The following is a 24885-nucleotide window of genomic DNA, read 5'->3' as shown; positions in this document are numbered from 1 at the left end:
AAATATCAAAAAGACTACTATTTCTGAACTGTAATAATTACCGTATAAGGCTTTTTAACCTTGCGGTTACCCGAAATAACGGTGTAAGTTTTAGGATTACTTAAATCAGAAAAATCAACTCTTCCCACAATTTTAGGATCCAGTTTGGCATCGGTTACGAGCGAAAACTGCGGATAAAGATTCTTTAAATCGGTACCGAAGAATACCTCCACATTTATGGTTTGGGCGGTGGTATCAATAACGGCAGCCTTACTCCTTACCGTTTGAAAATCAGAACCAAGTAATTCAAAACTACTGACGTAGCATTCGCCCCGGTTGGTAATAAGCAAGCCATCTTCATCAATTGGAAAATCTTTTTTGCAGCCAGCCCAGACAAATGGTACCAGTAAGCAGAAAACTAATATTTTAATATGTTTTTTCATCTTCAAATTTTTATAAATCTCAAGTAATCTTTTCTGGATTACCCATTACAACCATGGGGTATTCTGGGTTAAATTAGGATTCCGATCGCGCTCGCCCGGCGGTATTCTAAAGATATAGTTCTGTTGGTAAGTGCGTTCCGGCGTATTCTGGAAATAACGGGTTACGTTTGCACCGTGGGTATCAATTGTCCAGACACCCTCGCTGGCCGGTGGGCCCCATACTCTTTCCAAAGCTCTCCAGCGGCGCAGGTCGAAACCGCGGTGGCCTTCGGCTACCAGTTCAATTATTCTTTCCTGTTCAATGGCATCAAAGAATGCCTCTTTGCTGCTGGTTTTGTCGGATTTTAAAGCCGGCAGGTTACCGCGATGGCGTACTTTATTAACCAAGGCAATCGCATCGGGCTGGGGTCCGTTTACTTCATTCGTAGCTTCGGCGTACATCAGGTAAACATCGGCTAAGCGCATAACCGGGAAAGCATAATCGCCTTCGCTCCGGCCCTGCCCGGCATAGTTGCGGACAAACTTCCGGAACATATATCCGGAATTAGTGCCGTCGGTATTATAGGTAATGGTTTTATAGGGTTCGCCTTCGATGTTTATGGTTATAGGTTGAGCCCAGGTTTTATAAATAAACGGCACCCACCCGGTAGATTTCAAAGACGCCATACCAATACTTACTTCATAATCCCACATCATAGTGGCTTTCATACGATAATCGCGGTCGGCATAACTTTGCGGATTTATGGCGGAATTGAGCAAGGTTCTGGCCCCGGCAGTAGTAGGGTTACGGGGTATTAGTTTAGGAGCAAAATCGCCGGTAGTAGTTAACTGATAGCGGTCGGCTATTTCGTAGCGGGGCGACATCCAGCCCTGAGAACCTTCGTGCGAGCGACCGGAAAAGTCGCGCATTAACTCTTCGCCCTGGCCGGTACCCGTACCACCATGGGTAAATGACATAATCATTTCCGGATCGCCGTTGGCAACCGGCATAAACAGGTAAAAATAGTTAGGCAGATCCTCGGCCTCGCCAAGTTTATCAATATTACCGGGCTCACCGTTGCGGAATAGCGTTAAACCAAATCCTTCGATAACCTGTTTAAAATCGGCAGCAGCACCTTTAAAAGCGGCTTCGGCAGCGGCGGCACTGGGCTTAAAACCTTCCAGTTCCGGCCAGCCGTTTTTATTCCAGGAAGCCCAGTATAGTTGCAGTTTACCACGAAACGCCAGGGCAGCCGGTTTACCAGCCCGACCTACGGCAGATCCTTTTACCGGTAGTTTCTCATAAGCATAAGTAAAATCCGCCATAATAGAGTCTTTTACCTGGGCTATGGGTGTACGGGCCAAGGTGGCTACCTGTGAGTTGTCGGTTATAACATTCCCAATATAAGGTACATCGCCCCACATGGAAATCAGGCGGAAATAAACCATACCGCGCAGTAACTTTGCCTCACCCAAAATAGCTTCTAGACTGGCTACGGAAGAAGGACTGGCCGTCAGGAGCATTTTCTCTACGTTCTCAATTACGTAGTTAGTCCGATGCACTCCGCCATACAAGTAACGGTAATATTTATCGAAATTATCGGCGTAACCGGTTGGGTTAAAATCAGCCCCCTGGTAAGCATCGCCCAATCGTAAATTTCCACTGGTAGCACTGGTACCCCGGGCCCGTACATATTCGCCGTGGCCATCCAGGTAATAATCGCGGTCGAAAACCGGCCGTACTGCCGCATACGCGCCATTTAAGGCAAAAGTAGCATCTGCCTCTGTTTGCCAGAAAGCATTGGCACCCAATTCAGTAGTTGGTTCTTGTTCGAGCAGATCATCTTTACACGAACTTAGTGAAAGCATTAACCCGGCAAAAACAGGTAATAATATTTTAGAAGTAATATTTAATTTGTTCATGAATGTAGTGTTTATAAACTCAGATTAACACCAAGCGAATAAGATTTAACTATTGGGTACATATCGTTTCTGTTGCCGCCTCTATCGGGGTCCAGCCCCCGGTATTTGGTGAAAGTAGCCAGGTTCTCGGCCGAGGCAAAAATACGCAGGCTGCCCACGCCAGCTTTGCTAAGCAGGGTGGCAGGTATCCGGTAGCCCAACTGCAGGTTTTTAAGGCGTACATAGCTCATGTCATCTAACCAGAAAGTGGTTTCCTCGCGGTTGGCATTACCCGCCAGACGCGGCCATTCTCCGTTCCGGTTTTCTAAATTCCAGGGGTTATCCCAATGATCCCAGGTAGAGGCGTAGCGTTGGGTGCCAAAGTTTACGTTATTGTAATTGGTAATCCAGTAGTCCTTCCGTCCGGCTGCCCCCTGGAAGAATATGGCTAAATCGAACCCTTTCCAGGAAAAATTAGAGTTTAAAGCAAAGTTGGTGGTGGGTCTGTCGCGCTGCACTTTCGGGTCGGCAGAACGGTCATTACCATCAATCCGGCCATCACCATTTAAATCTTTGCGGAGAATATCGCCGGGAGAAGCACCCTGAGGCGTAGCATTATATACATCCTGCCAGGTTTGGGCGATGCCCATATCTTCGTAAGTATACAGGAAGTGGTAAGGCATATTTAGGAAAGTATAACCTCTGCCTAAAAATTCGTTCCATTCTTCCAGTACCGTAGCATTATAAGAAGCATTCAGGTTAACTGCATAATTTATTTCACCTAGCTTATCAGACCAAGTTAAGTTACCTTCAATACCGCGGTTGCGCAGATTACCAATATTCCGGCGCGGCGCATTGTAAGCCCCCGTTAACAGGATAGATAAATCAGAAGGCCGGTTCATACCGGTAGTTAAACGATCGTAATAATCAATTTCGGCGGATAACCGGTTATTTGCAAAACCTAAATCTAATCCTACGTTAAAGACCGAAGTGTTTTCCCAGGAAAGATTTGGGTTAACCATTTGGCTATATACAAAACCTTTGGCGATACCACCACCAATCATATAGTTGTTGGCATCCAGGGTTTGCTGTTGCTCGTATCGACCTACGCCGCTGTTATTACCCAAGCTTCCGTAAGACATCCGTAATTTACCATTACTTAAATAGCGGCTGGCAAAGGAATTAATAAAACCTTCTTCCAGAAAACGCCACCCTACTGCCACCGAAGGGAAGAAACCGAACTGGCTGCCGGGCAGGAACTTAGAAGAACCATCGTACCGGAAATTTGCTTCTAAAAGGTACTTATCGAAAGCGGTATAATTTACCCGGCCAATGTAAGATTGCAGGCCCTCGGCGCTGGAATTACCCCCAGTTGATTGAATATCGGTTAAAGCCGCATCAATTTCGTGAAGCGACGGGTGCAATCTATCGTTCCGGGAACTTGACTGCGAACGACCATACCAGTATTCCTCGCTATATACCGCCAGCGCGCTTATTTCGTGGTTTTTGGCAATGGTGGTGTTATAAGTTAAACGCCCGGTTAACATGGTTTTGTGCCCGGTACTGGTATTGTTACTTACCCCGGCATTTTGCCCGACATACACCCGGCTGCCAAACGCTCCTTGCTGGAAATTGTAAGCATGGTTAGGCATGTTGGCATTCCAGCGGAACTGGTTGTTGTAATTTAAAGAATAATCTACCCGGGCAGTAAGACCTTTGATAGGCGACCAATCGTAATAAATGCTACCATTGGCTTCCTGGCGGTTTTGGCGGGTCAGGTTATTTACATAAACTGTATAGGGGTTGTAAGCCTGCGGGTCTTCGCCATAAGCCATTACTCCGCCGTAATAACCGGTTACCGGATCGTAAGGCATAATACCGGCAATTGCGTACTGCATATCGAAGCCAGCTGTATTCGTAGAATTATCGTCGGTAAAACCATCTTCCAGGGCATAAGTAAAATTAGACGTATTGCCATTCAATTTAACCCCCACGTTCATGTTTTTACGCACTTTATAATCGTAATTAATGCGGGTGTTATATTGCTTGTAATCATTGTTAATCTGCAAGCCTTTCTGATCCAGCAATCCAACCGAAATATAAAAGTTAGACTGCTCATTACCGCCCGAAGCTGACAGGTTATGCCGTTGTATAAACCCGTCGCGCATAATAATATCCCACCAATCGGTATTGGGGTATTTTAATGGATCAATCATACCCAAAGCCATCCACTGGTCGATGGTACCGTCTTTGAAGTTTGAATTAATGGGCAACTGACTAACTGCCGCGGCCCGCTGGTGCAGGGTTAATGCCCGCGGATAATCCGACATAAAATCATACGCTTTTATGGGCTTTTCCAAAGCATTGGTACTGGTGAAATTAATGGTAGCTTTCTTGCCTTTACCTGATTTGGTGGTAATTAAAATTACGCCATTTGCCGCCCGTGAACCGTAAACCGAGGCAGAAGCCGCATCTTTCAGTACCGAGATGCTTTCCACATCGTTCATATCTATCCGGTTGATGTCTACATCGGGCATACCATCTACTACCACCAGCGGGTTAGCATTATTAACCGTACCCAAACCCCTGATAATTAAATTAGAGGAGTTACGGCCGGCCATACCCGAAGACTGGGTAGCAGCTAAACCAGGTACCAACCCCGCCAGACCCGAAGACACATTGGGTACTGCACGGCTAGCCGTTTGTTCATCTATTTTAACAGATGAAACCGCACCCGTTACATTAGCTTTCTTCTGGGTGCCATACCCTACTACTACCACTTCTTCCAGGGCTTTGGCATCTATTTGCAAGGTAACGTTAACCGTCGTTTGCCCACTGGTAAAGGGTACCTCGCGGGTGCCGTATCCAATGTAAGAAAATACCAAAGTACCGGCTGCTTCGGGTAAACTAAGCGAGTAAGTGCCATCTACTCCGGTTGCGGTACCATTAGTTGTACCCTTTACTACTACTGTCACGCCGGGCAGGGGCTCACCTTTTTCATCGGTAACTTTTCCGCGAATATCCATAACCGGTAAAACGGGTGATATAACGGTTGAACTGGGTGCAGTTGCCGTACTGGCGGAGCGGGCAAGCGTCATAGCGATTGCCGGATTGGTTTGGGTTTGGGCTGCCCCCGATAAACAAAGGCAGACCAGCGCGGTAGCCAGACTGAATTTGCCTAGCCGGGGCGTAGAGGTTTTTTGCATAGGTGTAAACTTAAAGAAGACGACTGGTGGATGTAATTATTCTGTATTCAATATTATTAAGTAAGAAAAGTTCAGAGATTAACTCTACTTTGCAGAAGTGGAGATTGAGGCGCCTTAAAAGCAGCAATGGTTAAGCCGGATGATTACCTTCCGCATTACCAGCAGGTTCCGGCGGCAGCACTTACCCGAAAGAAATCATTTTTTAATCATACCGCATTTTAATTTTGTTTAGCCTTTGGCTAATTTAATTATAAATAATATTATTTGGAATTTAGGAAGAGACCTGTCGTTAAAACAATATTTTTCCAAACAAGTCAAAAGGTTATATTTTGGTATATCCTAATATCTTAAATTCTTTATTTTTATTAAATATATATAAAGCTCCTCAAAATTAAAATTCTTTAACTCTTACCAAGAAGCTATTTGGATTTAAATTTTTCAACAAATACCTTAATTTATTTTATTTTTGAATACTTTTAACCCAAATAACAAAACCTTTTGGAACATGAAAACGTTATCCCATGTTTTTTTTCGATTTTTGCACTTTCATCTATTTCATGATTCTCCGCCATTGTACCTCCCGAGGTGGAATGATGCACCAAAAGGTTACTAAATGGTTTGTCCTGTTTTGTATTGAAATAATATACCCTAATAACCAGCAAATTACTACCACATAAGCCCAGCCAGTCACAATGTTAATTTTTCAAAGATTATTCATATATTAAACAATATTTCTTAGGTAACACCGCCAGGCTTTAGCTTTGAAATAGATTTTCGGCGACGCTATTTAACAAAAAATAATTCTTTTGTATTGTGTGTTACTACCCAACCAACTGCTTCTTATTAGGTCTTAAACGCTAACCACAGATACCATTGATTGACAAAAGCCCAGTGCAGCAATCAGTAACTACACGTAAGAACCGATGGCAACGGTACTCGCAACTACTGGCATTGGCTGGTCTGGGGTTAGGGTTGCTCGACTTAGCCGGGCAGTTTTACCGGTTATTTAGCAACCCCGATAAAGTTAGCCTGGTAACCAGTATGCAGTGGCAAACCGCTTTGGCGCTGGTTATCATGGGGGGCTGCCTGATTTTCCTCCATCGTAACCTGAAAATACCCGCCCGTTTAGGAGCCGGCCTGATGCTGGCTCTTGCCCTCCTGAACCTGGCAGATTTTCTATGGAAAAAAAACTGGGGTATCATTTTCTGGTTTTCGCCGGCCCCTGCCCAGCATTTTGCAAGCGCAACACCAGACTGGATACTGCTGTTAAATGCTTTTAATATAATGCTACTAGCCGTAGCGGTTTTGTTTATCACCTCGGGCTGGTTTGGCACCGGCCAGTTACTAGCTGCTTTTTTGTTTATTGTAGCTTATGCTTCTTTTATCGGTAACTTATATAATATAGGACACTTTTCGGTACCGCACAATCTTGAGGGTCTCACCAGCCAAACAGCCCCGGTGCTAATTCTATTCAGCCTGGGACTCTTGCTTTGTTACCCGCATAAAGGTTGGCTAAAAATGATGTCGAGTCAATATTTGGGTGGGATGCTGGCGCGTTATTCGTTCAGCTATTTTTTATTGGTAACCCCCATATTTATTGGCTTTTACCTGTACACCTTAACCGCCTGGCAACTAACTCCGGGTTTGGGCATTTTAAGCCTTTTTATCCTGACCTGCCTGATATCCTTACCCATTACCTATTATTATTTGCAGCGCCTGAATAACCTGGATACCCGGCTCCGGAAAGCTCACCAGGAATTGCAAATTACCAACACGGACCTTTCGGGACGTAATGAGGCACTCAGCGAGGCCCTGGACGATGTAAAAGCCGGTAACCGCGAACTAGCCGTTATGACAAAAGAAGTTTTGCTGAGCAGCCAGGCACTGGAAGCCAAAAACAAAGAACTTTCGCGCCTGAACCAAAGTCTCGATTACATTGTACACATGGCCAGCCACGACCTGAAAACACCGGTTTACAACTTAGAGTTGTTGCTGAAAGAACTTAGACTAACCTTAGAACCCCACATGCAGGCCCATGAAGAAAAGCTGGTTACCATGGTAGGCAACTCTATTGCCAGCCTCAAAGGCACCATCGAAGGCCTTACCCAAATTATTAAATCGCAGCAACTGATTATTGGGCTGCAGGTAGCCTTTTCTTTGAACAAACTTATACTGGAAGTAAAAAAAGAACTGGAACTGGAAATAGAGCAAAGCGGCGCTAAAATACAAAAGCACCTGGAAGTAGATACCCTGGTATTTTCCCAGATACACCTCCGTAGTGTGTTACTGAATTTATTTACCAATGCACTTAAATACCGCTCACCCAACCGCACCCTGCTCATAAATATTAGTTCGCTCGCAGTACCTAACGGCGTCAAGATAATTTTCGCGGATAACGGTTTGGGGATGTCGGCGTACCAGGCGGCTAATTTATTTACCATTTATAAGCGATTTCACACGCACGTAGAAGGCAGTGGCATTGGTTTATACCTGGTAAAGCAAACCATCGAAAATAATGGCGGCACCATTCGGGTAGAAAGCACCGAAGATGCCGGTACTTGCTTTACTATTTTTCTGCCCCAGGTTAAAAAGTGAAATGGGTTTAAAATAACCCAGTACCTTTGCTTATTAAATTTTACTTATGCCGGCGAGCTATTATACCGAAGAAACCTTTACGAAAATTAACTTTGCCGACCAGAACCTGACCGGAAGCGAATTTAGTAACTGTACTTTTAAACACTGCGATTTTACCCAAACACCTTTAAGCCAAGCGGTTTTCAGCGACTGCACTTTTGATACCTGCAACCTGAGTATGGTAAATTTACCGCAGGTAAAACTCGATAACGCACAATTCAGCCATTGTAAAATATTAGGGGTAGATTTCAGCGTTTGCTCCGATTTTCTGTTTTCCGCATCGTTTAGTTCTTGTCTGCTCGACTTTTGTAATTTCAGCCGGAAAAAACTAAAAGACACCAAATTTATTAACTGCAGCCTGAAGGAAGCAAATTTTGGCGATTGTAATTTAACCGGGGCTGATTTTTCGGGTAGTGATTTACAGCGGGCAATTTTCCGGCAAAGCAATTTAGAAAAAGCCGACTTTCGGGAAGCGCATAATTTCTCTATCGATCCGGAATTTAACCGCCTGAAAAAAGCAAAATTCTCGCGCTCAGGGCTGGGCGGCTTACTCGATAAATACGAAATAATCATCAGTTAACAGCGCCCGAAGCCAGTTTACATTTTTAAAGCGCCGTTCTCCCGCCATACTTTCGCAAAAAATACCAGGTGATAGGGCAAAGCATTTTCCCAATATTCCCAGGTATGGCCGCCGGGCCGCTCAGTGTAGTCGTGGGGTGTTTTGTTATAAACCAAGCGCCGGTGCAGTTCCCGGTTTGGCTGAATTAAAAAATCATCTACGCCACAGTCTATTATCAGGGCCAGTTTATTCGTTCTTATTTTTTCGGCCAGGTTTACCACCGAGTTAGCTGCGTAAAAATTGGGGGTTGCGTTGCGGGGACCAAATATTTTTTCCAGTCGTCCGTTTATTTCGGTTAGGTTTTCGGCGGGTAAATTCCAGCTAGCGGTGTTTAAATCCAGGGCGCCGCTCATGCTGCCGGCCGCGCAAAATAATTCGGGGTGGCGGGTAGCCAGGTACAAAGCGCCGTGCCCGCCCATACTTAAACCCGTAATAATGCGCCCGTTCCGGCTCGGAATGGTGCGATAGGACTTGTCTACCTGGGCCAGCAAATCGTGGGTAATAAAGGTTTCGTACTGGCTGTTTTTATCAACGGGGCTGTCGATGTAATAACTGGAAAAGCCCGCATCCGGGGTTACAATGATAATTCCGTACTGGTCGGCCAGCCGGTGTACTAGTTGCTTATCGGGTGTTTTAGATAACCAATCGCGGTAGTTGCCCCGGCCGCCGTGCAATAAATACAACACCGGGTAAGTAGCTTTGGATTTCCGGTAACTATCGGGCAATACCACGCCGGCCCGTGATGTTTTTGCCAGGGCTGCACTTTTAATTTCGAGCGTATCTACCCGGGCCGCAAATCCGCTAAAGGCCAGGGTAAAACAGCATAAAAGCAACAGGTATTTTAAGGCGCGCATAAACCAGATTAAATTATTCTACGCTAAAGCTAAAGATTTCTCTTAAGAAATAATGCCCTACGCCGCATCCATCCCGTATTTAACGGACTATTTATTTTAAATTTCATTTGCCGGGTTTCTGGAAAAAGAACATTCCTGGGTAAAAAGAAAAACACGTTTGAATTACCCCAAAACTGAAGTAAGCCAAACGTGTTATCCGGTAAATTTTAAAAGCTTTTAACCAGTACGGAACTGGCTAAAATATTGAATATTTAATCTTTATTCTTTTTCGATTAATTCTACGCTGCGTTTTACGAACGCCGTTAAAGCCGGGCCGGTAAGCATGTTCTGCGACAACAAAGCTAAATCGAAAGCCTGCTTGGCAATAATTTCTTTGTTTTCGTCTTTCGCTTTTAAAATGCGGCTGTTAATCGGGTGATTGGCGTTGATGCTTACATTATAAGTATCGGGCATGTTGCCCATAAACATCATGCCACCCCCACCGGTACGGCTCATGTCTTTCATGCGGCGCATAAACTCGGGCATGGTAATAATTACCGGTGAGTCGTTTGGCGACAGCGGCTCGATGCTTACGTGCATGTGCTGGTTGTTGATGGCTTTCTCGTACACTTCTTTCAGTGAAGTTTTTTCTTCCTCGCTTAATATGCTATCCTGGGAAGTTTCTTTCTCAATCAGCTTATCAATGGTTTCGGAATCTACTCGCTTCAGGGTGGTTTTTTCCAGCTTTTGCTCCAGCATGCCAATAAAGTGACTGTCAATCATGTTATCCAGCTTCAGCACATCGTAGCTGCGGTCTTTAGCCGCTTCTACAAAAGCGTGTTGTTTTTCCTCGTCGGTGGTGTACAACAGCACTAAGTTGTCGCTTTTGTCTTGCTGGTTGGCTTGTACGTGCTCTCTGTACTCATCTAGGGTAAAGAATTTATCTTCTACGTTTTGGACCAAGGCAAAATTTTTGGCCTTGTCGTAAAATTTATCGTCACTGAGCATACCGTATTTCACGAACAGGCCAATGTCGCTCCATTTCTGCTGGAAGCCTTCGCGGTCGTTGCGGAATATTTCGGACAGTTTGTCGGCTACTTTGCGGGTAATATAGGTGTTGATTTTCTTTACGTTGGCATCGGCCTGCAAAAAGCTGCGCGATACGTTCAACGGAATATCCGGTGAATCAATAACGCCGTGCAGCAGCATCAGGAACTCCGGTACCACGTCTTTTACCTCGTCGGTAATAAACACCTGGCGGCTGTACAATTGTATTTTGTTTTTCTGCAGCTCAAAATCGTTCTTCACTTTCGGGAAGTACAAAATACCGGTCAGGTTAAACGGATAATCTACGTTTAAATGAATCCAGAACAGCGGTGCTTCGGAGAACGGATACAGTTCTTTGTAGAAATTCTGATAATCTTCGTCGGTTAGTTCCGATGGTTGTTTTGTCCAGATAGGATTTGGGTTATTAATAACTTCGTCCTGAAACTCAACCTCAATCGGCAAAAACTTACAATATTTATTCAGGATAGTCCGGATACGGGCTTCTTCCAGGAACTCATCCGAATCGGCGGCAATATTTAAGATAATATTAGTGCCCCGATCTTCTTTATCGGCGTGGGTAATGGTAAACTCGGTGCTGCCATCGCAAACCCAGTGCGCCGCCTCAGCATCTTCCTGGTGCGATTTAGTTACAATTTCTACGGTATCGGCCACCATAAACGCCGAGTAGAAACCTAAACCAAACTGCCCAATAATCTGGTTGGGCTCCGGCTTGTCTTTGTATTTCTCCACAAACTCCACCGCACCCGAAAAAGCAATCTGGTTGATATATTTTTTAATTTCTTCGGCGGTCATCCCAATGCCGCGGTCGCGCACAATAATCTGGCGGGCTTCTTTGTCCACGCTTACCTTCACTTTCAGGTCGCCGAGTTCGCCTTTGTACTCACCAATAGCCGATAAACGCTTCAGTTTTTGGGTAGCATCCACGGCGTTGGAAACCAGCTCACGCAAAAATATCTCGTGGTCGGAGTACAGAAACTTCTTAATAATCGGGAAAATATTCTCGGTATGAATGGAGATATTACCTCTTTCTTCCATAGTAATGCTATCTATATATTTTTAAGTTTGTATTCTCTTTATTCGGGCAACTCAAAAGTTATTCCAGTTAAGTTATAACGGTTAATTAATGACAGGTTGGCAGAATTTGCGACCAGAAAGGCTGTTTTGTAAATATCTTAACCCCTTTAGTATCTACAACCTATTTGCTTACGTTGAAACGAAAGAGTACATTTGTACTATATAATTTTTCAGCGTGTCGGCCTACAGCAAATTTATTTCTTTTTTCCTGCTGGCAGTATTCTTTCGGGTACTGGTACCCGATAGTTTGGTATTGGCCTTACACCGGCACACGCACACCCAAGAAGTAAAGCTAAATCATCCGGCTGCTAAACACCAGTTAGGCGAAAAGCACATCCACTGCCCCGTCGAACATTTATTCGACAGCAGCTTTTATCATTTACCTCCGGCAGTAACCTGGCCGGCTATTCAAACTCCACCCAAAACTCACCTTCAGGATTTTAGCAGCATCTGGAAATTCACCTTCCCGAATAGCATTTGCTTGCGTGGTCCCCCTTCTTTGCCTGCTTTTTTAGCCTAATTTGTTTTACTTAGATTTTACCTTTACCGCCTGTTTTTTATTCAGGGCGACGACAGGCATATCTGATTGTAAGACAATTCATTAGGCACAAACCTTTCGTAAAATAATTATCGTTTAAAAGGTAACCCGATAGCCATCAGAAGCCATTGGGGAGGGCCGGCAATTTATTCTATTCATGAAACTAAGCCTTTATATATTTTTATTTTTGTTTTCTACGGCTGCTTTTGGCCAGAACAGCCTCAGAGGCACAATAACCGACCAAGCCACGCAGGAACCTTTAATTGGCGCTTCAGTTTATTTACCCGATTTGCGGCAAGGTGCCGCTACCGATGAAATTGGCCGTTTTGCCATCAATAACTTACCGCGGGGCCGGTTCCTGGTTCAGATAAAATTAATTGGGTACAGCCCGATTATTAAAACCGTGGTTATTGCGGGTGCTACTACTTTAGACCAGGCTTTGACCCCATCGGTCACCGAATTGGGCACCGTGGTGGTAACCGGCGTATCGGCTTCTACCGAAAAGCGCCGTAATCCGGTTCCCACGGCCGTAGTTGGCCCTAATGAATTGCGCCGCCGCGCCGGCAATAATATTATAGATGCTATTGCCCATACGCCCGGCGTATCGCAGGTTACCACGGGCGCGGCCATTGCCAAACCGGTAATCCGAGGCTTAAGCGCCAACCGGGTGGTAACGCTGAACAACGGCATGCGCCAGGAAGGCCAGCAATGGGGCGACGAACACGGCATTGAGATTGATGAATATTCCGTGGACCGCGCTGAAATTGTAAAAGGCCCCGGCAGCATTATGTACGGCTCCGATGCGATGGCCGGCGTCATTAATTTTATTTCGCCGGACCCGGTAGAAGAAGGCAAAATAACCGGTTCCTACGCCGGTAATTACCAAAGTAATAATGGCCTGATTGCCAACTCGCTGATGAATGCCGGTAACCTGAATGGTTTTAACTGGCAGACCCGCCTGAGCCAGAAAGCCGCCGGTAATTACCGCAACCGCTACGATAGCCGGGTGTATAACTCCGGTTTTAACGAACTGAACCTGAACGGCTACGTTGGCCTGAACAAAAGCTGGGGCTACTCGCACCTGAACTTTAGTAGCTTTAACCAGAATTTAGGGTTAATAGAAGGCGAACGCGATTTACAGGGTAATTTCCTGAAGCTAGCCGAAATAGACGGCGATGAACAGGAAGTAGCCGTAACCAATGATGATTTAAAAGGCTATGCGCTGAACGATCCGCGACAAAAAGTAAATCATTTGCGTTTTGCTTCACAGAATAATTTTATTTTGGGAGCTTCGCGGGTAACCTTAAACCTGGATTGGCAACGGAACCTGCGCCAGGAATTTGGCCACGCCCACGGGGCTGAAGAGGCAGAACACGAACCCGGCGAGGAAGACCACGAGGAACCAGGCCATGACGAAGCTTCGTTAATTTTTGATTTACAAACGTTAGGCTACGACCTGAAATATTTTTTACCCGAAGCAGCCGGCTGGAACACTACCTTTGGCTTGGCCGGTATGCAGCAGACTAACCAAAACCGGGGAATAGAATTTCTGATTCCGGAATACCGCCTCGCCGATGTTGGCGTTTTTGGCTTTACCCGAAAAGATTTTGGCAACCTGCACCTGAGCGGTGGCTTACGCTACGACCGACGCTTTATAAATTCGGATGCATTATTTTTAAACGATCATAGCGAACCAACTGATGACCCAGCAGAGGCTGAGCAGACTAAATTCATATCGTTTAAACGGGATTTCTCTAATATTTCGGGTTCGGCAGGTGCTACCGTCGATTTTTCGCAAAAACTGTCGGGTAAGCTAAATATTGCCCGTGGTTTCCGGGCACCCAATATTTCGGAACTATCCTCTAACGGTCGCCACGAAGGCACGGTGCGCTACGAAGTGGGTAATACTGAATTAAAACCCGAAACCAGTTTCCAGGTAGATGCCGGCCTAAGCTTGGACACCGACCACATTACTTTAGATATTAACGGCTTTAACAACAATATAGATAAGTATATTTTTGCCGAAAAGCTGCGCAGCGTAGCCGGCGGCGACTCCATCAGCGACCCCGCCAACCCGGCCGCCACCTTTAAATACGTACAAGGCGACGCCCGCCTTTACGGCTTCGAAATCGGCATGGATATTCACCCGCACCCGCTCGACTGGCTGCATTTTGAAAACACGTTTTCGCTGGTGCGCGGCATTCAGTTAAACCAACCCGATTCTACCCGCCATTTGCCTTTTATTCCGGCACCGCGGTTGCAGTCGGAGGTGCGCTTTAATTTCAAGAAAGGCGGTAACCTGGTGCGCAACTGGTTTACGCGCCTGGAGGTAGAACATAATTTCCGGCAAAACAAAATTTACTCGGCTTACGGCACCGAAACGCCCACACCGGCTTACACCTTGATTAACTTTGGGGCCGGCTTTGATGTACCCAATGGGCGCAAGCTAACTTTGCTTTCGGTATACTTAACGGTAAATAATATTTTTGATGTAGCTTACCAAAACCACCTGAGCCGCCTGAAATATACCGCTGTAAACGAAGCTACCGGTCGGCAGGGTGTCTACAACATGGGCCGCAATGTCAGCCTGAAAGTAATCGTGCCGCTCACTTTCCGTAAATAACTATTTTTTATATATTCAGTTTTAAAACAAGAAGCGTTGCTATATTAGCAGCACTTCTTGTTTTAACCGAATAAATATTATTGCCAGAAACTAAGATTCAGATAATAATACATGCTTTTATATAACATTACCGTTAGTATTGATAATGCTGTGGCCGCTGATTGGTTAACGTGGATGAAGCAAACCCACATTCCGGAAGTAATGGCCACCACCTATTTCGTAAAATATCAGATTGCCCGCATGCTCACCGAGGAAGCTGATACCGGTGGGGTAACGTATGCCGTACAATATTTCTGCCGCAATATGGAAGATTTTGAAGAATACCAGCAGGATTACGCCCCGGCCCTGCAAGCCAAACACGCTAATCGTTACCCAAATAAGTTTGTTACATTTGAGTCTTTGCTGGAAGTAGTAGATTAGTTTTGATTACTTTATGCTGTTAAACCAGAAAGCCTTCCAGGTTAGGAAGGCTTTCTGGTTTGCTTTATTGCCTGAACTTATGCTACTACCTTAATCTTGGCTAAGGTCTAGTGGTTATTATCCAGCAACTAAAGATTTTCTACATACGCCGCAATTTCCTGCTCATTCATGTTGCAGTTAATCCACTCGGCATCGAGGTTGCAGTTCAGTTTTTTGTAGAAAGCAATGGCGGGTTCGTTCCATTCCAGCACCTGCCACTTCAGGCGCTTGGCACCAAGTTCCAAGGCCCGCCGGGCAAAGGCATCGAATAACTGTTTACCCAATCCGTAGCGGCGGTAAGCTTCGGTCACGATTAAATCCTCGAGAAACAGCATTTTGCCTTTCCAGGTAGAGTACGCCATGTAGTACAGGCAAATGCCCACTACTTTTTCTTCCGCTTCCGCTACAAAAAACTCAAAAACCGGGTTTTCGCCAAAGCCATCTGCTTCCATGTCGGCCAGGGTATTGGTTACTTCCTGCGGGGCGCGTTCGTACTCGGCCAATTCCTGAATAAGTCTGTAAACCTGGGGCAAATCTGTCTTTACGCCTCTCCGGATTGTAATATTCATTATGGTTGAATTTAATATTTAGTCTCGAATGAAAGAGACAAAATTAAAAATGGTAAGCGGAATGAACAGCATTTATTCACGCCGATTACCATTTTAATTATTGTTCCAGAAATATACTACAATCTGCTACCGCCAGTTTAGGCAGAGCTGTAACTGGTGGTTATAAATAATTGGAAGTTTCCTACTGCTGGAAGCTTTCCCTTATAACACACCACCGGTTACGCTATGCGTTAAACTGACGGTAGTATTTATATCCGCTGACTTCCCTATAATATTGCTTCCTATATTATTTAGGCGTGCTATACGGGTTCACACCCATATTCTGGTACACAAAAGACCAGATATCGGTGGCTTCTTCTATTTGCTGCGCTGTAGATTTACCAGCGCCGTGGCCGGCGTTTACTGCTACCCGGATTAAGTATGGGTTTGGTCCGGCGCCTTTTTCCTGCAGGCGGGCAATATATTTAAACGAGTGGGCTGGTACCACGCGGTCGTCGTGGTCGGCGGTGGTAACCAAAGTAGCCGGGTAACTTACACCGTCTTTAATATTGTGCAGCGGCGAAAACTGGAGTAAGTTCTTGAATTGTTCGGGGTTGTCGCTGGATCCGTATTCGGGCACCCAACCCCAACCAATGGTAAACTTATGGAACCGCAGCATATCCATTACACCCACGGCCGGCAGAGCAACTTTAAATAATTCGGGACGCTGGTTGGCTACAGCTCCTACCAACAAGCCACCGTTAGAGCCGCCGGCAATGGCCAGTTTTTCCGGCGAAGTATATTTCGCCTGAATCAAATATTCGGCCGCCGCGATAAAATCATCAAACACATTTTGTTTATGGGGTGTCATGCCGGCTTTGTGCCATTCTTCGCCAAACTCTCCCCCGCCGCGCAGGTTAGCCAGTACAAATACGCCGCCGTTTTCGAGCCACAACATCCGCGAAATACTGAAACCAGGTGTATACGACACGTTAAAACCACCATAACCATACAGGTAAGTAGGATTATTGCCATCCAGCACCAAACCTTTTTTATGCACAATAAACATCGGTACTTTGGTGCCGTCTTTGCTCGGGTAAAACACCTGTTTGGTTTCGTAGTTGTCCATATTCACATCCAGATCGGTTTTCCGGAACAGCTCGGAGGTATTCGTGGCTACTGTATATTTATAAATGGCGCTGGGATAGGTAAAGGAATTGAATGTATAAAAAACTTCTTTGTCTTCTTTCTTCCCGCTAAAACCCGTTACCGTACCCAGGGTAGGTAATTTTAACCCGTGCAGGCGCTTGCCGTTCACATCAAATACCACTACCTCGCTGGCGGCATTTTTCATGTAATTTACAATTAACCGGTTATTAATAAGCGACGCCCCCGAAATTACGTTCTCCGATTGGGGTACCACAGTTTTCCAGTTGGCCGGTTGCGGCTTTTTGGGGTCGATGAGTACGATCTGGTTTTTAGGCGATTTATAAGTGGTTTGTACCAGCAGTTTATCCCCTAAGTTATCAATGACGTTGTATTCGGCGGTGAAATTGCTAACCACCGGTATAAAGGCGTTTTTCTCATCGCGCAGTTCCTTTACATACAAGGCATTGGTGCTGGTAGCGCCTTCCGAAACGGTAATTACCAGGTAACGTTCGTCGTCGGTGGTTTGGGCGCTGAAGTACCGCAGTGGCTTGGTTTTGTCTTCGTAAATTAATTTATCCTCGCTCTGCGGCGTACCTAGCTGGTGATAATATACTTTGTGGTATTCGTTTTTGGCTGCCAGCTTGCTGCCATTTTTAGGCGCATCGTAGCGGCTGTAAAAAAAGCCATCTTTAAACCAGGCTGCGCCCGAAAACTTGATCCACGCCAGTTTATCGCTTAACTTTTCTTTGGTAGTGGCATCCAGCACGTAAAATTCGTTCCAGTCGGAGCCGCCGCCGGAAGTACCGTAGGCCACGTATTTATTATCCTTAGAAAAGCTAACGGTGGTTAAAGAGGTAGTACCATCGGTCGAGAATTTATTCGGGTCGATGAAAACTTCCGGTGTGCCGTTGAGTCCTTTCTGCACGTACAGAATGCTTTGGTTCTGTAGCCCGTCGTTTTTGTAGAAATAATAGTTTTCGCCGCGCTTAAAAGGAGTGCCGTACTTCGGGTAGTTCCAGATTTTAGTTAAGCGCTCTTTTATTTTATCCCGGAACGGAATCTGACCGAGGTAATTGAAAGTAACTTTATTTTGCGCCTGTACCCAGTTGGCTACCGCTTCAGAAGTATCATTCTCGAGCCAGCGGTATGGGTCGGGTATTTCGGTGCCGTGGTAATTATCGATGTGGGTTACTTTTTCGGTTTCGGGGTATGCAATAGTGGCCTTATTCATGTTGGTTGTATCTTCGGTGGCCGTGGCAACAGCAGCCTGGGTCTCCGGCGTGTTAGTCTTGGTTGATTGACAGGCGGCCAGAAAGCTAAATCCGCCAGCCACCAGAAAAAAGGTGATTTTATTCATATAACAGGGTGTTAATTAAATCATAACCCCAAATTTACGAAAACTGTGCCGGAAACCTGAATAAGGTTTGAAAATTGTGCGGGGAAGTAAGAAAAGGGTTTAGAAAGAAGATATTGTTGAATTGTTGAATTGTTGAATTGTTGAATTGTTAATTTAATTTGGTAAAAAGCGTGACCAGAGGTGTTGAAAGCAGTATGGAAGCTATTGAGGATTTCTTTTTCGAGCAAAATACAGCGCCATTGGTGGGGTTATCACCGCCAATCTTAAAGATTCTGCCTAGTTAACTGGTGGTGTCTCTGCAGCAAAGGCGGCGGTAAGCCTATATTTAAAAGCTTTAGTAAATAAAACCACCCCAAACCCCCTCCTGGGAAGCAAGTTTTCCGGAAAACAGGGGGCGAGCTAAGCCGATGATTTAGCCACTATCTTTCCCGGGAGTTTGGTTGTCCTTTATTACAGGGTAAGAGGTATAAATTTTCAGTTTTTACCCTTCTTTTCTATCCTGGAGTTGAACATAGCGAATTTTGTAATTCTGACTACCACTACTAAAACTTTAATTGCTGCATATACGATGCCCCCACCGGTACAAAGTTGCCTTTTACCTGCACCTGGTGGCGCTCTATTTTTTCTATTTTATCGTTGGCTACAATATAGGACCGGTGCACGCGGGTAAACTTTTCGGGGGGCAGTTGGTCGCTGAGTTCGTTTATGGTCATGCGGGAGAGTAGCTTTTTGTTTTCCAGCACAAAGGTTATATAATTGCCGGCTGCTTCCATGTACAATATTTCGTCGTAATGCACCTTTACCTGCTCGTAACCGGTTTTCAGGAAAAGGTAATCCTTGGGCGCCACGCTTTGGCTGCGGAGTTGCAGCAATTCCTGGGCTTTGTTGCAGGCTTTTACAAACCGGGCCAGCGAGAAAGGCTTCAGCAGGTAATCAATGGCATCCAACTCAAAACTAATAACGGCGTGTTCGGAGTAGGCGGTGGTAAAAATAACCAGCGGCTTTTTGTGCAGGCTGGTTACAAATTCTAATCCGGAAATATCGGGCATTTTAATATCCAGGAAAAGCAGATCTACCGGCTCGTGCTGTAAGTATTCCAGGGCCTGAAAAGCATCGGTAAAGCAGGCTTTGAGGTTTAAGTAAGGCACTTTAGCGGCCAGCGAGCGTACTACTTCCAAAGCCATTGGTTCATCGTCGATGGCAATTGCAGTCATATTATTTTATTAATTCTGTTTTCGTTCGGGCCAGTTAGCTTAAATTATTTATTCCCCAGTACCTCGTCCAGCTTTTTATAAAAGTCCTCCTCCTCTCCCACAAACCTGCCCATAATTTTCTTTCCCGCATTCAGGATACATTTAGTGGGGAATGCTTTTACGCCGTAATTAATTGCGACCGATTCATTTATATCTGCCGTATCAATAACCTGGGGCCACGGGAGTTCGTGCTTTTCTACGGCCTCCCGCCATTTTTCTTCGCTTTCATTACAGTTAATACCTATAAATTCGGCTTGGTTCTGGTATTGCCAGTAATATTCTTTCATCCGGGCCAGGCCCTTTATACAAGGAGCACACCAACTGGCCCAAAAGTCCAAGACAATATATTTACTTTTAACCGCATTTAAAGAGAATTCGCCGTATAGCCCGCCGAGCTTAAAATCAGGTGCCACTTCCCCTTCTTTAACAGCTAGTTCGGCGGCTTCGGTTCTTCTAAGCTTCTTTAGCGTATTTAACTTGTCATCGAGCATTCGCTGAAACATACCTTCCCGAACATCCGGCGCAAGCGCACTGTAGTATTTCTCGATGGTATCTAAAGGCTGCAGGGTTAAATAATAAGCCGACAGTTCTTTCTCTGGATTGTTTTTGATAAATTCCAGTTGGGCTAAGCGGCTAATTTTATTTATATCGTTCCGCTTCTGAAAAAGCACGTTTATAACATCGCCATTCGCTTTACCGGCCATTTGGGCATCCAGTTCCAGTTCCAATTTTACCGCTTCCGCCGCCGCTGTAATGTAGCTTTTTCTTACTTGGGTATAATATTCATTAAATTCAGAGCCTTTAACTTCGTAATCGGTATAATATTCGTACAGTTCGCCGGTAATTTCTATTTTGTCGCCGTAGCCAACCAGCACCACGATAGATTTTTCTTTTGCCCAAAACGGCCGGCCGTCAGCTCTGGTTATAATGGCTTTCTGGGGCATCAGGTACAGCAAAACCGGTTCTTCTATAGCCAAATCGTAAGTAAAGCGTCCGTTTTGGGCAACGATGGTATCTTTCACTGATTCATCAAAATCGGCTGGGTTTAATATTTTATGATACAGCACCAGAATGGTATCGTTGCCTAAGCCCTGAATATTGGCCTGAATACTGGGTTTGGTCATGTTAGAGTTGGTTACACTTATCTTTTTAGAGCAGGAAACTAATCCTAATATAAGCATAAAAGCGGCTGCATACAGGAAGTTCTTCATGATAATTATTCTGGGTAAGCCGGCTGATGCTTTCCGGCAAACAGTTATATTTTTACAAAGTGAGCGTCAGGTGGACGAAAAATTCTTCGGTGGTTTCTCTGATAATTAATTCGTGCTTGTTGGGGTAGAGTAAGGCCAATCGCTGTTTTACGTTTTCGAGCCCAATGCCGGATTTATCTTTCTCCGGATCTTGTTCGGGCTTGGCGTGGGTGCTGTTGTACACATCAAAATACAACTTATCTTGTTCGTAATGAAGGGTTACCTTAATCCAGGATTTTTGCTTCAGGCTGATGCCGTGTTTAAAAGCATTCTCCACGAAAGGTATCAGCAACATGGGCGCAATAAATTTTTCGGCCAGTACGTCGGCTATTTTGGTTTGAATAACAATATTGGGTGTGGTAGAAGTACGCAGCGACTGCAACTCGATGTAGTTGCGCATATATTCAATTTCGCGGGAAAGCAATATTTTGGTTTGGTGGTTTTCGTGCAGCATAAACCGCATCATATCGCCCAGCATTTGAATACCCTGCGCCGTGCGCTCGCTGTTTTCCTGCAGGGCCGTGCCATACAAGGTATTCAGGGAGTTAAACAAAAAGTGGGGGTTTATCTGGGAGCGTAGAAAATCGAGGTTGGCGTTGGAGCGGCCGAGTTCTTTTTTCAGCACAAATACCTCTTCGCTGCCGCGCATCTGCCGTTTAAACAGCACCCACGAAAGCGGCATGGTTAAAAACAGTTGCACAAAAGTATTAAATAAACTTACTACAAAGCCAAACTCGCGGTGCGGCGAAAGCAGATATCCGAGCAAGCTAACGGGCAAATAGGCGATTATTAATACCAGAAGGGTTCTTAAAAGATAAGCCTGAAATGGTTTCTTTTTGGTTAGCGAAACCGGAATAAGCCGGGATATGGAGTAGAGATAAAATATAATGCTGCTCGGCCCAATTATTCCCCAGCCTACTATTAACGGTATTTCAGCATCGGCAATAAGTAAAAAAAACATACTCACCATCCAAAACACAATAGCCAGCAGACCATCGCGGGTAATTACCCGGTATTTAGCCTGAATAGCTTCGGAATTAGATAATAAGTAGATGCCGGCATATTTAACTACGGTATAAAAGCCAAAAATAAACAGGAGCCACAAGGCAAACAGAAAACTGCGCTGAAAGATAAAGTCGTAGGTTTCCTGCTCCGATTCGTATTCCTGGAAAAGGTAGTTTTTTAAATAGGTATCGGTAATACCAAAAACCAGCCAAACAGCTATTAAGGTAAATAATATAAAAAAGCCATTCAGGAATAAGGTTTCTTTCTGAATTAGACGGGGAATTACCTTGAAATTTAAAAACCAAAAAGCGGCATATAGAACTGAATACTGTATTAAATGGGGTAAAAAATAATTCCGGTAATAATGGAAAGGAATATTTTCTTCCTCAAACAAATAGCTATTGCGACCACCCTCCGAAGTAATAAGCGAAAAAACGGCAAAGACAAAAATGGTGGTTGCCGCCCAAAATTCTATCTTTCTGAAGGTATCCGGATTATAGATTAAATCTTTCATGGTGTAGCTTTTATACCACAATGATAATTTATAGCTCCCACGAAAAATATAAAATGTGACGAAGGCCCCGAAAACTGGGATAAAACGCTTGATTATTTTAAATAACTCTTTATACTGCGTCTAAAGTAAATAAGCCATATTGGATTTGTCGAAATAACTAAATCTAGTTTTATCTAAGAAGCTGTTTAATATTTAGACTAAAAGCAGCGATGATCGCCACTGGTGGTGTTATCACCGCCAATTTGGAAGCCTGTGCCCAACTACTTGCTGGTGAAAACACGCGGCAAGGGCTAATGACTAGCGAATAAAGTAGATGCCTAAATATTAATCTGCCTCCGTTTCGTGCGTTCGGTCAGGTACCACTAGCTTCTTTAACTGTTGGCGCTCGGCTTCCAATTGGGATTTTTGTTCTTCGGTAAGGGGCTGTAAATTATTTAAATCGGGCTGGCCGGCATCTACCCAGCAGGTGTACCAGAAAGAACCCACCAGCCAAACGGCGTAGCGCATTTGCCGCTCTACCTGGCCTTTCAGTTTTTGATGATAGATGGTGCTATACACTTTGGAATAGGTCTTTACGGTAATATTATTGCGTTCCTCAAAAGTATATTTTCGGTCTTCTGGTAGTTGTGCTGCTACTTCTTTCTCGAACCTAAACACGGAATCCAAAGCGGCGTGCGACCGGCTGATAATATCCCAGGCTTTTTGCTGTGGCTTGTCAACGTAAACGGCTGGTCCTACAAAAAAATCATAATTGCCAGCCAGCAACTCTGGTAACCTGGATTCCCAAAACCCGTGAATGCCGTGCTGGTTTGTAAATTGCCCGTTGTAGTTGCGGGTAGTATGCAAGGGTACGCAGGCATCGGCTAAATAATGACCTAAATCGGCGGAGAGGCGCAGAATAGCGGGTACATCGTGGTGCTTAAAAGCTTCGGTTAGCTGGTATTTTACCAAAGTTAAATGCCAGGGCAGAACGCCGTGTTTCGCCAGCGAATCTTCGCCAAATTTAGCCACGGCATCCGGCCAGTTACGGGGCAATTTGTACACGGCGCTATCGCCGTACACATCCAAATCAATAAAGTGGCGCGGCCCTTCGGCTTTTACCACGTAGCGCCGCTTATCGGGGTTAACGGCATTTTCCGAAATATACAGAATATGCTTTTTGTAGAAGCTTATCATTTCGGGTGGTAAGGTAAAAACCGCCAGCCGGTTGATGCGCTGGTGCGCATAAAAGCCCCACGGAAAAATATTCCCAGCCGGGCATACTATCAGCAGTAACAAAAAAACCATTCGTTTTCTCATCCCTAAATATGCTATACCGGTTGCTATGTAAACATCTATCCTGATTTATATTAAATTTGGCAGAAAGTTATTAAGCAAATTACATCCGGAATTCTTCCTGTAGCTCCTTGTTAATCATCACGCCGGCTTTGGTACCTTCGGCGGCGGCCACAATTACTAGTTGCATATCGCGGGCAGCATCGCCGGCCACATAAAGCCCCGACACATTGGTTTGCTGCTGATGATAGGTTTTAATAACGCCTTTGCTCGTAAAATCGCAGTTAAGCTGGCGCCCCAAAGTAGCCCGCTGGTCTTGGCCGGTAGAAAAGAAGATGGCATCGCAGGCCATGCTGCCGTTATTCTTAAAAACTACGCGCTGTAGCTTGCTTCCTTCGCCTTCCAGTCGCTCGATGGGGGCAGTACAAATTTTAACTTTATTCCGCTCCAATAGTTGGGTATCGGCGGCCCGCAAGCGGCGGGTGCCGTCGGTGTAAAGCGTAACATCGCTGCTCCAGGTTTTTAACGATAACGATAAGCCAATGGCATCGCGGTTTTTGCCGTACGCGCCCAGGGCCGTATTTTTATGCTCCCAGCCGTCGCAGTAAGGGCAGTGGTGAATACTTTTACCGTTAAAAGGCTCGCAACCGGGTATCTGGGGCCAGCGATCCTGAATGCCGGTAGCCAGCAATAATTTCCGGGAAAGATAAACCTGATCCTCGCTATCGGTCACTTCAAAAAAGCCGCCGGCGCACCGGGCACTTACTATTTCTTTGGCTTTAAACTCAAAATCATATTTCTCCAGGTCCTGCCGGGCTTCTTTTATAAAATCGCGGGGATTAATGCCATCGCGGGTAATAAAAGCGTGCATGGCATCGGACCAGGCATTGCGGTATTCTCCGCTATCAAAAACAATAACTTTGCGCATGCAACGGCCCAACAGCAAAGCCGCACTTAAGCCGGCCGGTCCTCCCCCAATAATGGTTACATCGTACATAAATTTCTAAAAGTTACAGCTATGACTTAACGGGATTTAACCATTTTGGTAAACAAAAACCCGCAAAAAATAATCTTTTTTCAAAAGCTCTGAATACCGGTGTTTACCTTTCCTGCTTTTAAACATTAATCTATACTTAGTACCTGCTACCGATAGAGATGATTTTTGCCGGATATCTTG

General features: G+C 45.1%; 17 protein-coding genes. 5 read left to right on the top strand and 12 right to left on the bottom strand.

What is annotated here, in order from left to right; all coding sequences use genetic code 11:
• Window positions 1-17: 17 nt before the first annotated feature.
• The 3 genes from AAE02nite_RS02385 to AAE02nite_RS02375 are packed head-to-tail and all read right to left on the bottom strand — an operon-like array spanning window position 18 to window position 5509.
• A complete protein-coding gene (locus tag AAE02nite_RS02385) occupies window positions 18-422 on the bottom strand; it encodes an SGBP N-terminal domain-containing protein (protein WP_146894850.1) in 405 nt (134 codons plus the stop codon).
• Between the two features lie 45 nt (window positions 423-467).
• Entirely contained in the window at window positions 468-2324 is a 1857-nt protein-coding gene (locus tag AAE02nite_RS02380; protein WP_146894849.1) for a RagB/SusD family nutrient uptake outer membrane protein, read from the bottom strand.
• 11 nt (window positions 2325-2335) lie between these two features.
• A complete protein-coding gene (locus AAE02nite_RS02375) occupies window positions 2336-5509 on the bottom strand; it encodes a SusC/RagA family TonB-linked outer membrane protein (protein WP_146894848.1) in 3174 nt (1057 codons plus the stop codon).
• A gap of 873 nt (window positions 5510-6382) precedes the next feature.
• Here AAE02nite_RS02375 and AAE02nite_RS02370 point away from each other — a divergent pair.
• Both AAE02nite_RS02370 and AAE02nite_RS02365 read left to right on the top strand, forming a co-directional pair.
• Window positions 6383-8104, top strand: a complete 1722-nt coding sequence (locus tag AAE02nite_RS02370) for a sensor histidine kinase (RefSeq protein ID WP_146894847.1) — start codon at window positions 6383-6385, stop codon at window positions 8102-8104.
• A gap of 46 nt (window positions 8105-8150) precedes the next feature.
• Window positions 8151-8723: a pentapeptide repeat-containing protein gene (locus tag AAE02nite_RS02365; protein ID WP_146894846.1), complete on the top strand. Its 573-nt coding sequence runs from the start codon at window positions 8151-8153 to the stop codon at window positions 8721-8723.
• A gap of 17 nt (window positions 8724-8740) precedes the next feature.
• Here the strand turns inward: AAE02nite_RS02365 and AAE02nite_RS02360 are convergent, their stop codons facing one another.
• Entirely contained in the window at window positions 8741-9616 is an 876-nt protein-coding gene (locus AAE02nite_RS02360; RefSeq protein ID WP_146894845.1) for an alpha/beta hydrolase, read from the bottom strand.
• Window positions 9617-9874: 258 nt separating this feature from the next.
• On the bottom strand, window positions 9875-11698 hold the full coding sequence (gene htpG / locus AAE02nite_RS02355) for a molecular chaperone HtpG (protein WP_146894844.1): 1824 nt from the start codon (window positions 11696-11698) through the stop codon (window positions 9875-9877).
• A gap of 214 nt (window positions 11699-11912) precedes the next feature.
• Between htpG and AAE02nite_RS02350 the strand changes: the two genes are divergently transcribed.
• The 3 genes from AAE02nite_RS02350 (at window position 11913) to AAE02nite_RS02340 (ending at window position 15318) form a co-directional block, all read left to right on the top strand.
• Entirely contained in the window at window positions 11913-12257 is a 345-nt protein-coding gene (locus AAE02nite_RS02350; protein ID WP_146894843.1) for a hypothetical protein, read from the top strand.
• Window positions 12258-12432: 175 nt separating this feature from the next.
• The gene (locus AAE02nite_RS02345; protein ID WP_146894842.1) at window positions 12433-14898 is read left to right on the top strand and encodes a TonB-dependent receptor; all 2466 of its coding nucleotides are present in this window, start codon (window positions 12433-12435) and stop codon (window positions 14896-14898) included.
• 111 nt (window positions 14899-15009) lie between these two features.
• Window positions 15010-15318 (top strand): DUF4286 family protein, encoded by a 309-nt coding sequence (locus AAE02nite_RS02340; protein WP_146894841.1) that lies wholly within the window; start codon window positions 15010-15012, stop codon window positions 15316-15318.
• A 128-nt stretch (window positions 15319-15446) separates the two neighbouring features.
• Here the strand turns inward: AAE02nite_RS02340 and AAE02nite_RS02335 are convergent, their stop codons facing one another.
• The 7 genes from AAE02nite_RS02335 to AAE02nite_RS02305 form a co-directional block, all read right to left on the bottom strand.
• Window positions 15447-15926: a GNAT family N-acetyltransferase gene (locus tag AAE02nite_RS02335; RefSeq protein WP_146894840.1), complete on the bottom strand. Its 480-nt coding sequence runs from the start codon at window positions 15924-15926 to the stop codon at window positions 15447-15449.
• A 286-nt stretch (window positions 15927-16212) separates the two neighbouring features.
• On the bottom strand, window positions 16213-18411 hold the full coding sequence (locus tag AAE02nite_RS02330) for a prolyl oligopeptidase family serine peptidase (RefSeq protein WP_146894839.1): 2199 nt from the start codon (window positions 18409-18411) through the stop codon (window positions 16213-16215).
• Between the two features lie 542 nt (window positions 18412-18953).
• Window positions 18954-19625 (bottom strand): LytR/AlgR family response regulator transcription factor, encoded by a 672-nt coding sequence (locus AAE02nite_RS02325; protein ID WP_146894838.1) that lies wholly within the window; start codon window positions 19623-19625, stop codon window positions 18954-18956.
• Between the two features lie 44 nt (window positions 19626-19669).
• Complete coding sequence (locus tag AAE02nite_RS02320; protein WP_146894837.1) at window positions 19670-20875, bottom strand: TlpA disulfide reductase family protein; 1206 nt, start codon at window positions 20873-20875, stop codon at window positions 19670-19672.
• Between the two features lie 52 nt (window positions 20876-20927).
• A complete protein-coding gene (locus AAE02nite_RS02315; RefSeq protein WP_146894836.1) occupies window positions 20928-22433 on the bottom strand; it encodes a sensor histidine kinase in 1506 nt (501 codons plus the stop codon).
• A 324-nt stretch (window positions 22434-22757) separates the two neighbouring features.
• Window positions 22758-23720, bottom strand: a complete 963-nt coding sequence (locus tag AAE02nite_RS02310) for a zinc dependent phospholipase C family protein (RefSeq protein ID WP_246150739.1) — start codon at window positions 23718-23720, stop codon at window positions 22758-22760.
• Between the two features lie 91 nt (window positions 23721-23811).
• Window positions 23812-24705, bottom strand: coding sequence for an NAD(P)/FAD-dependent oxidoreductase (locus tag AAE02nite_RS02305; RefSeq protein ID WP_146894834.1), 894 nt, complete (start codon window positions 24703-24705; stop codon window positions 23812-23814).
• Between the last annotated feature and the right edge of the window lie 180 nt (window positions 24706-24885).

The organism is Adhaeribacter aerolatus, assembly GCF_007991635.1.
GTDB lineage: Bacteria > Bacteroidota > Bacteroidia > Cytophagales > Hymenobacteraceae > Adhaeribacter > Adhaeribacter aerolatus.
This window is presented reverse-complemented; position numbering and strand designations above follow the sequence as displayed.

Coding starts and splice junctions, on each gene's coding strand:
- AAE02nite_RS02315 (WP_146894836.1), bottom strand. CDS start 22,433: ATGAAAGATTTAATCTATAATCCGGATACCTTCAGAAAGATAGAATTT.
- AAE02nite_RS02325 (WP_146894838.1), bottom strand. CDS start 19,625: ATGACTGCAATTGCCATCGACGATGAACCAATGGCTTTGGAAGTAGTA.
- AAE02nite_RS02385 (WP_146894850.1), bottom strand. CDS start 422: ATGAAAAAACATATTAAAATATTAGTTTTCTGCTTACTGGTACCATTT.
- AAE02nite_RS02335 (WP_146894840.1), bottom strand. CDS start 15,926: ATGAATATTACAATCCGGAGAGGCGTAAAGACAGATTTGCCCCAGGTT.
- htpG (WP_146894844.1), bottom strand. CDS start 11,698: ATGGAAGAAAGAGGTAATATCTCCATTCATACCGAGAATATTTTCCCG.
- AAE02nite_RS02305 (WP_146894834.1), bottom strand. CDS start 24,705: ATGTACGATGTAACCATTATTGGGGGAGGACCGGCCGGCTTAAGTGCG.
- AAE02nite_RS02340 (WP_146894841.1), top strand. CDS start 15,010: ATGCTTTTATATAACATTACCGTTAGTATTGATAATGCTGTGGCCGCT.
- AAE02nite_RS02310 (WP_246150739.1), bottom strand. CDS start 23,720: ATGGTTTTTTTGTTACTGCTGATAGTATGCCCGGCTGGGAATATTTTT.
- AAE02nite_RS02320 (WP_146894837.1), bottom strand. CDS start 20,875: ATGAAGAACTTCCTGTATGCAGCCGCTTTTATGCTTATATTAGGATTA.
- AAE02nite_RS02360 (WP_146894845.1), bottom strand. CDS start 9,616: ATGCGCGCCTTAAAATACCTGTTGCTTTTATGCTGTTTTACCCTGGCC.
- AAE02nite_RS02365 (WP_146894846.1), top strand. CDS start 8,151: ATGCCGGCGAGCTATTATACCGAAGAAACCTTTACGAAAATTAACTTT.
- AAE02nite_RS02345 (WP_146894842.1), top strand. CDS start 12,433: ATGAAACTAAGCCTTTATATATTTTTATTTTTGTTTTCTACGGCTGCT.
- AAE02nite_RS02380 (WP_146894849.1), bottom strand. CDS start 2,324: ATGAACAAATTAAATATTACTTCTAAAATATTATTACCTGTTTTTGCC.
- AAE02nite_RS02330 (WP_146894839.1), bottom strand. CDS start 18,411: ATGAATAAAATCACCTTTTTTCTGGTGGCTGGCGGATTTAGCTTTCTG.
- AAE02nite_RS02375 (WP_146894848.1), bottom strand. CDS start 5,509: ATGCAAAAAACCTCTACGCCCCGGCTAGGCAAATTCAGTCTGGCTACC.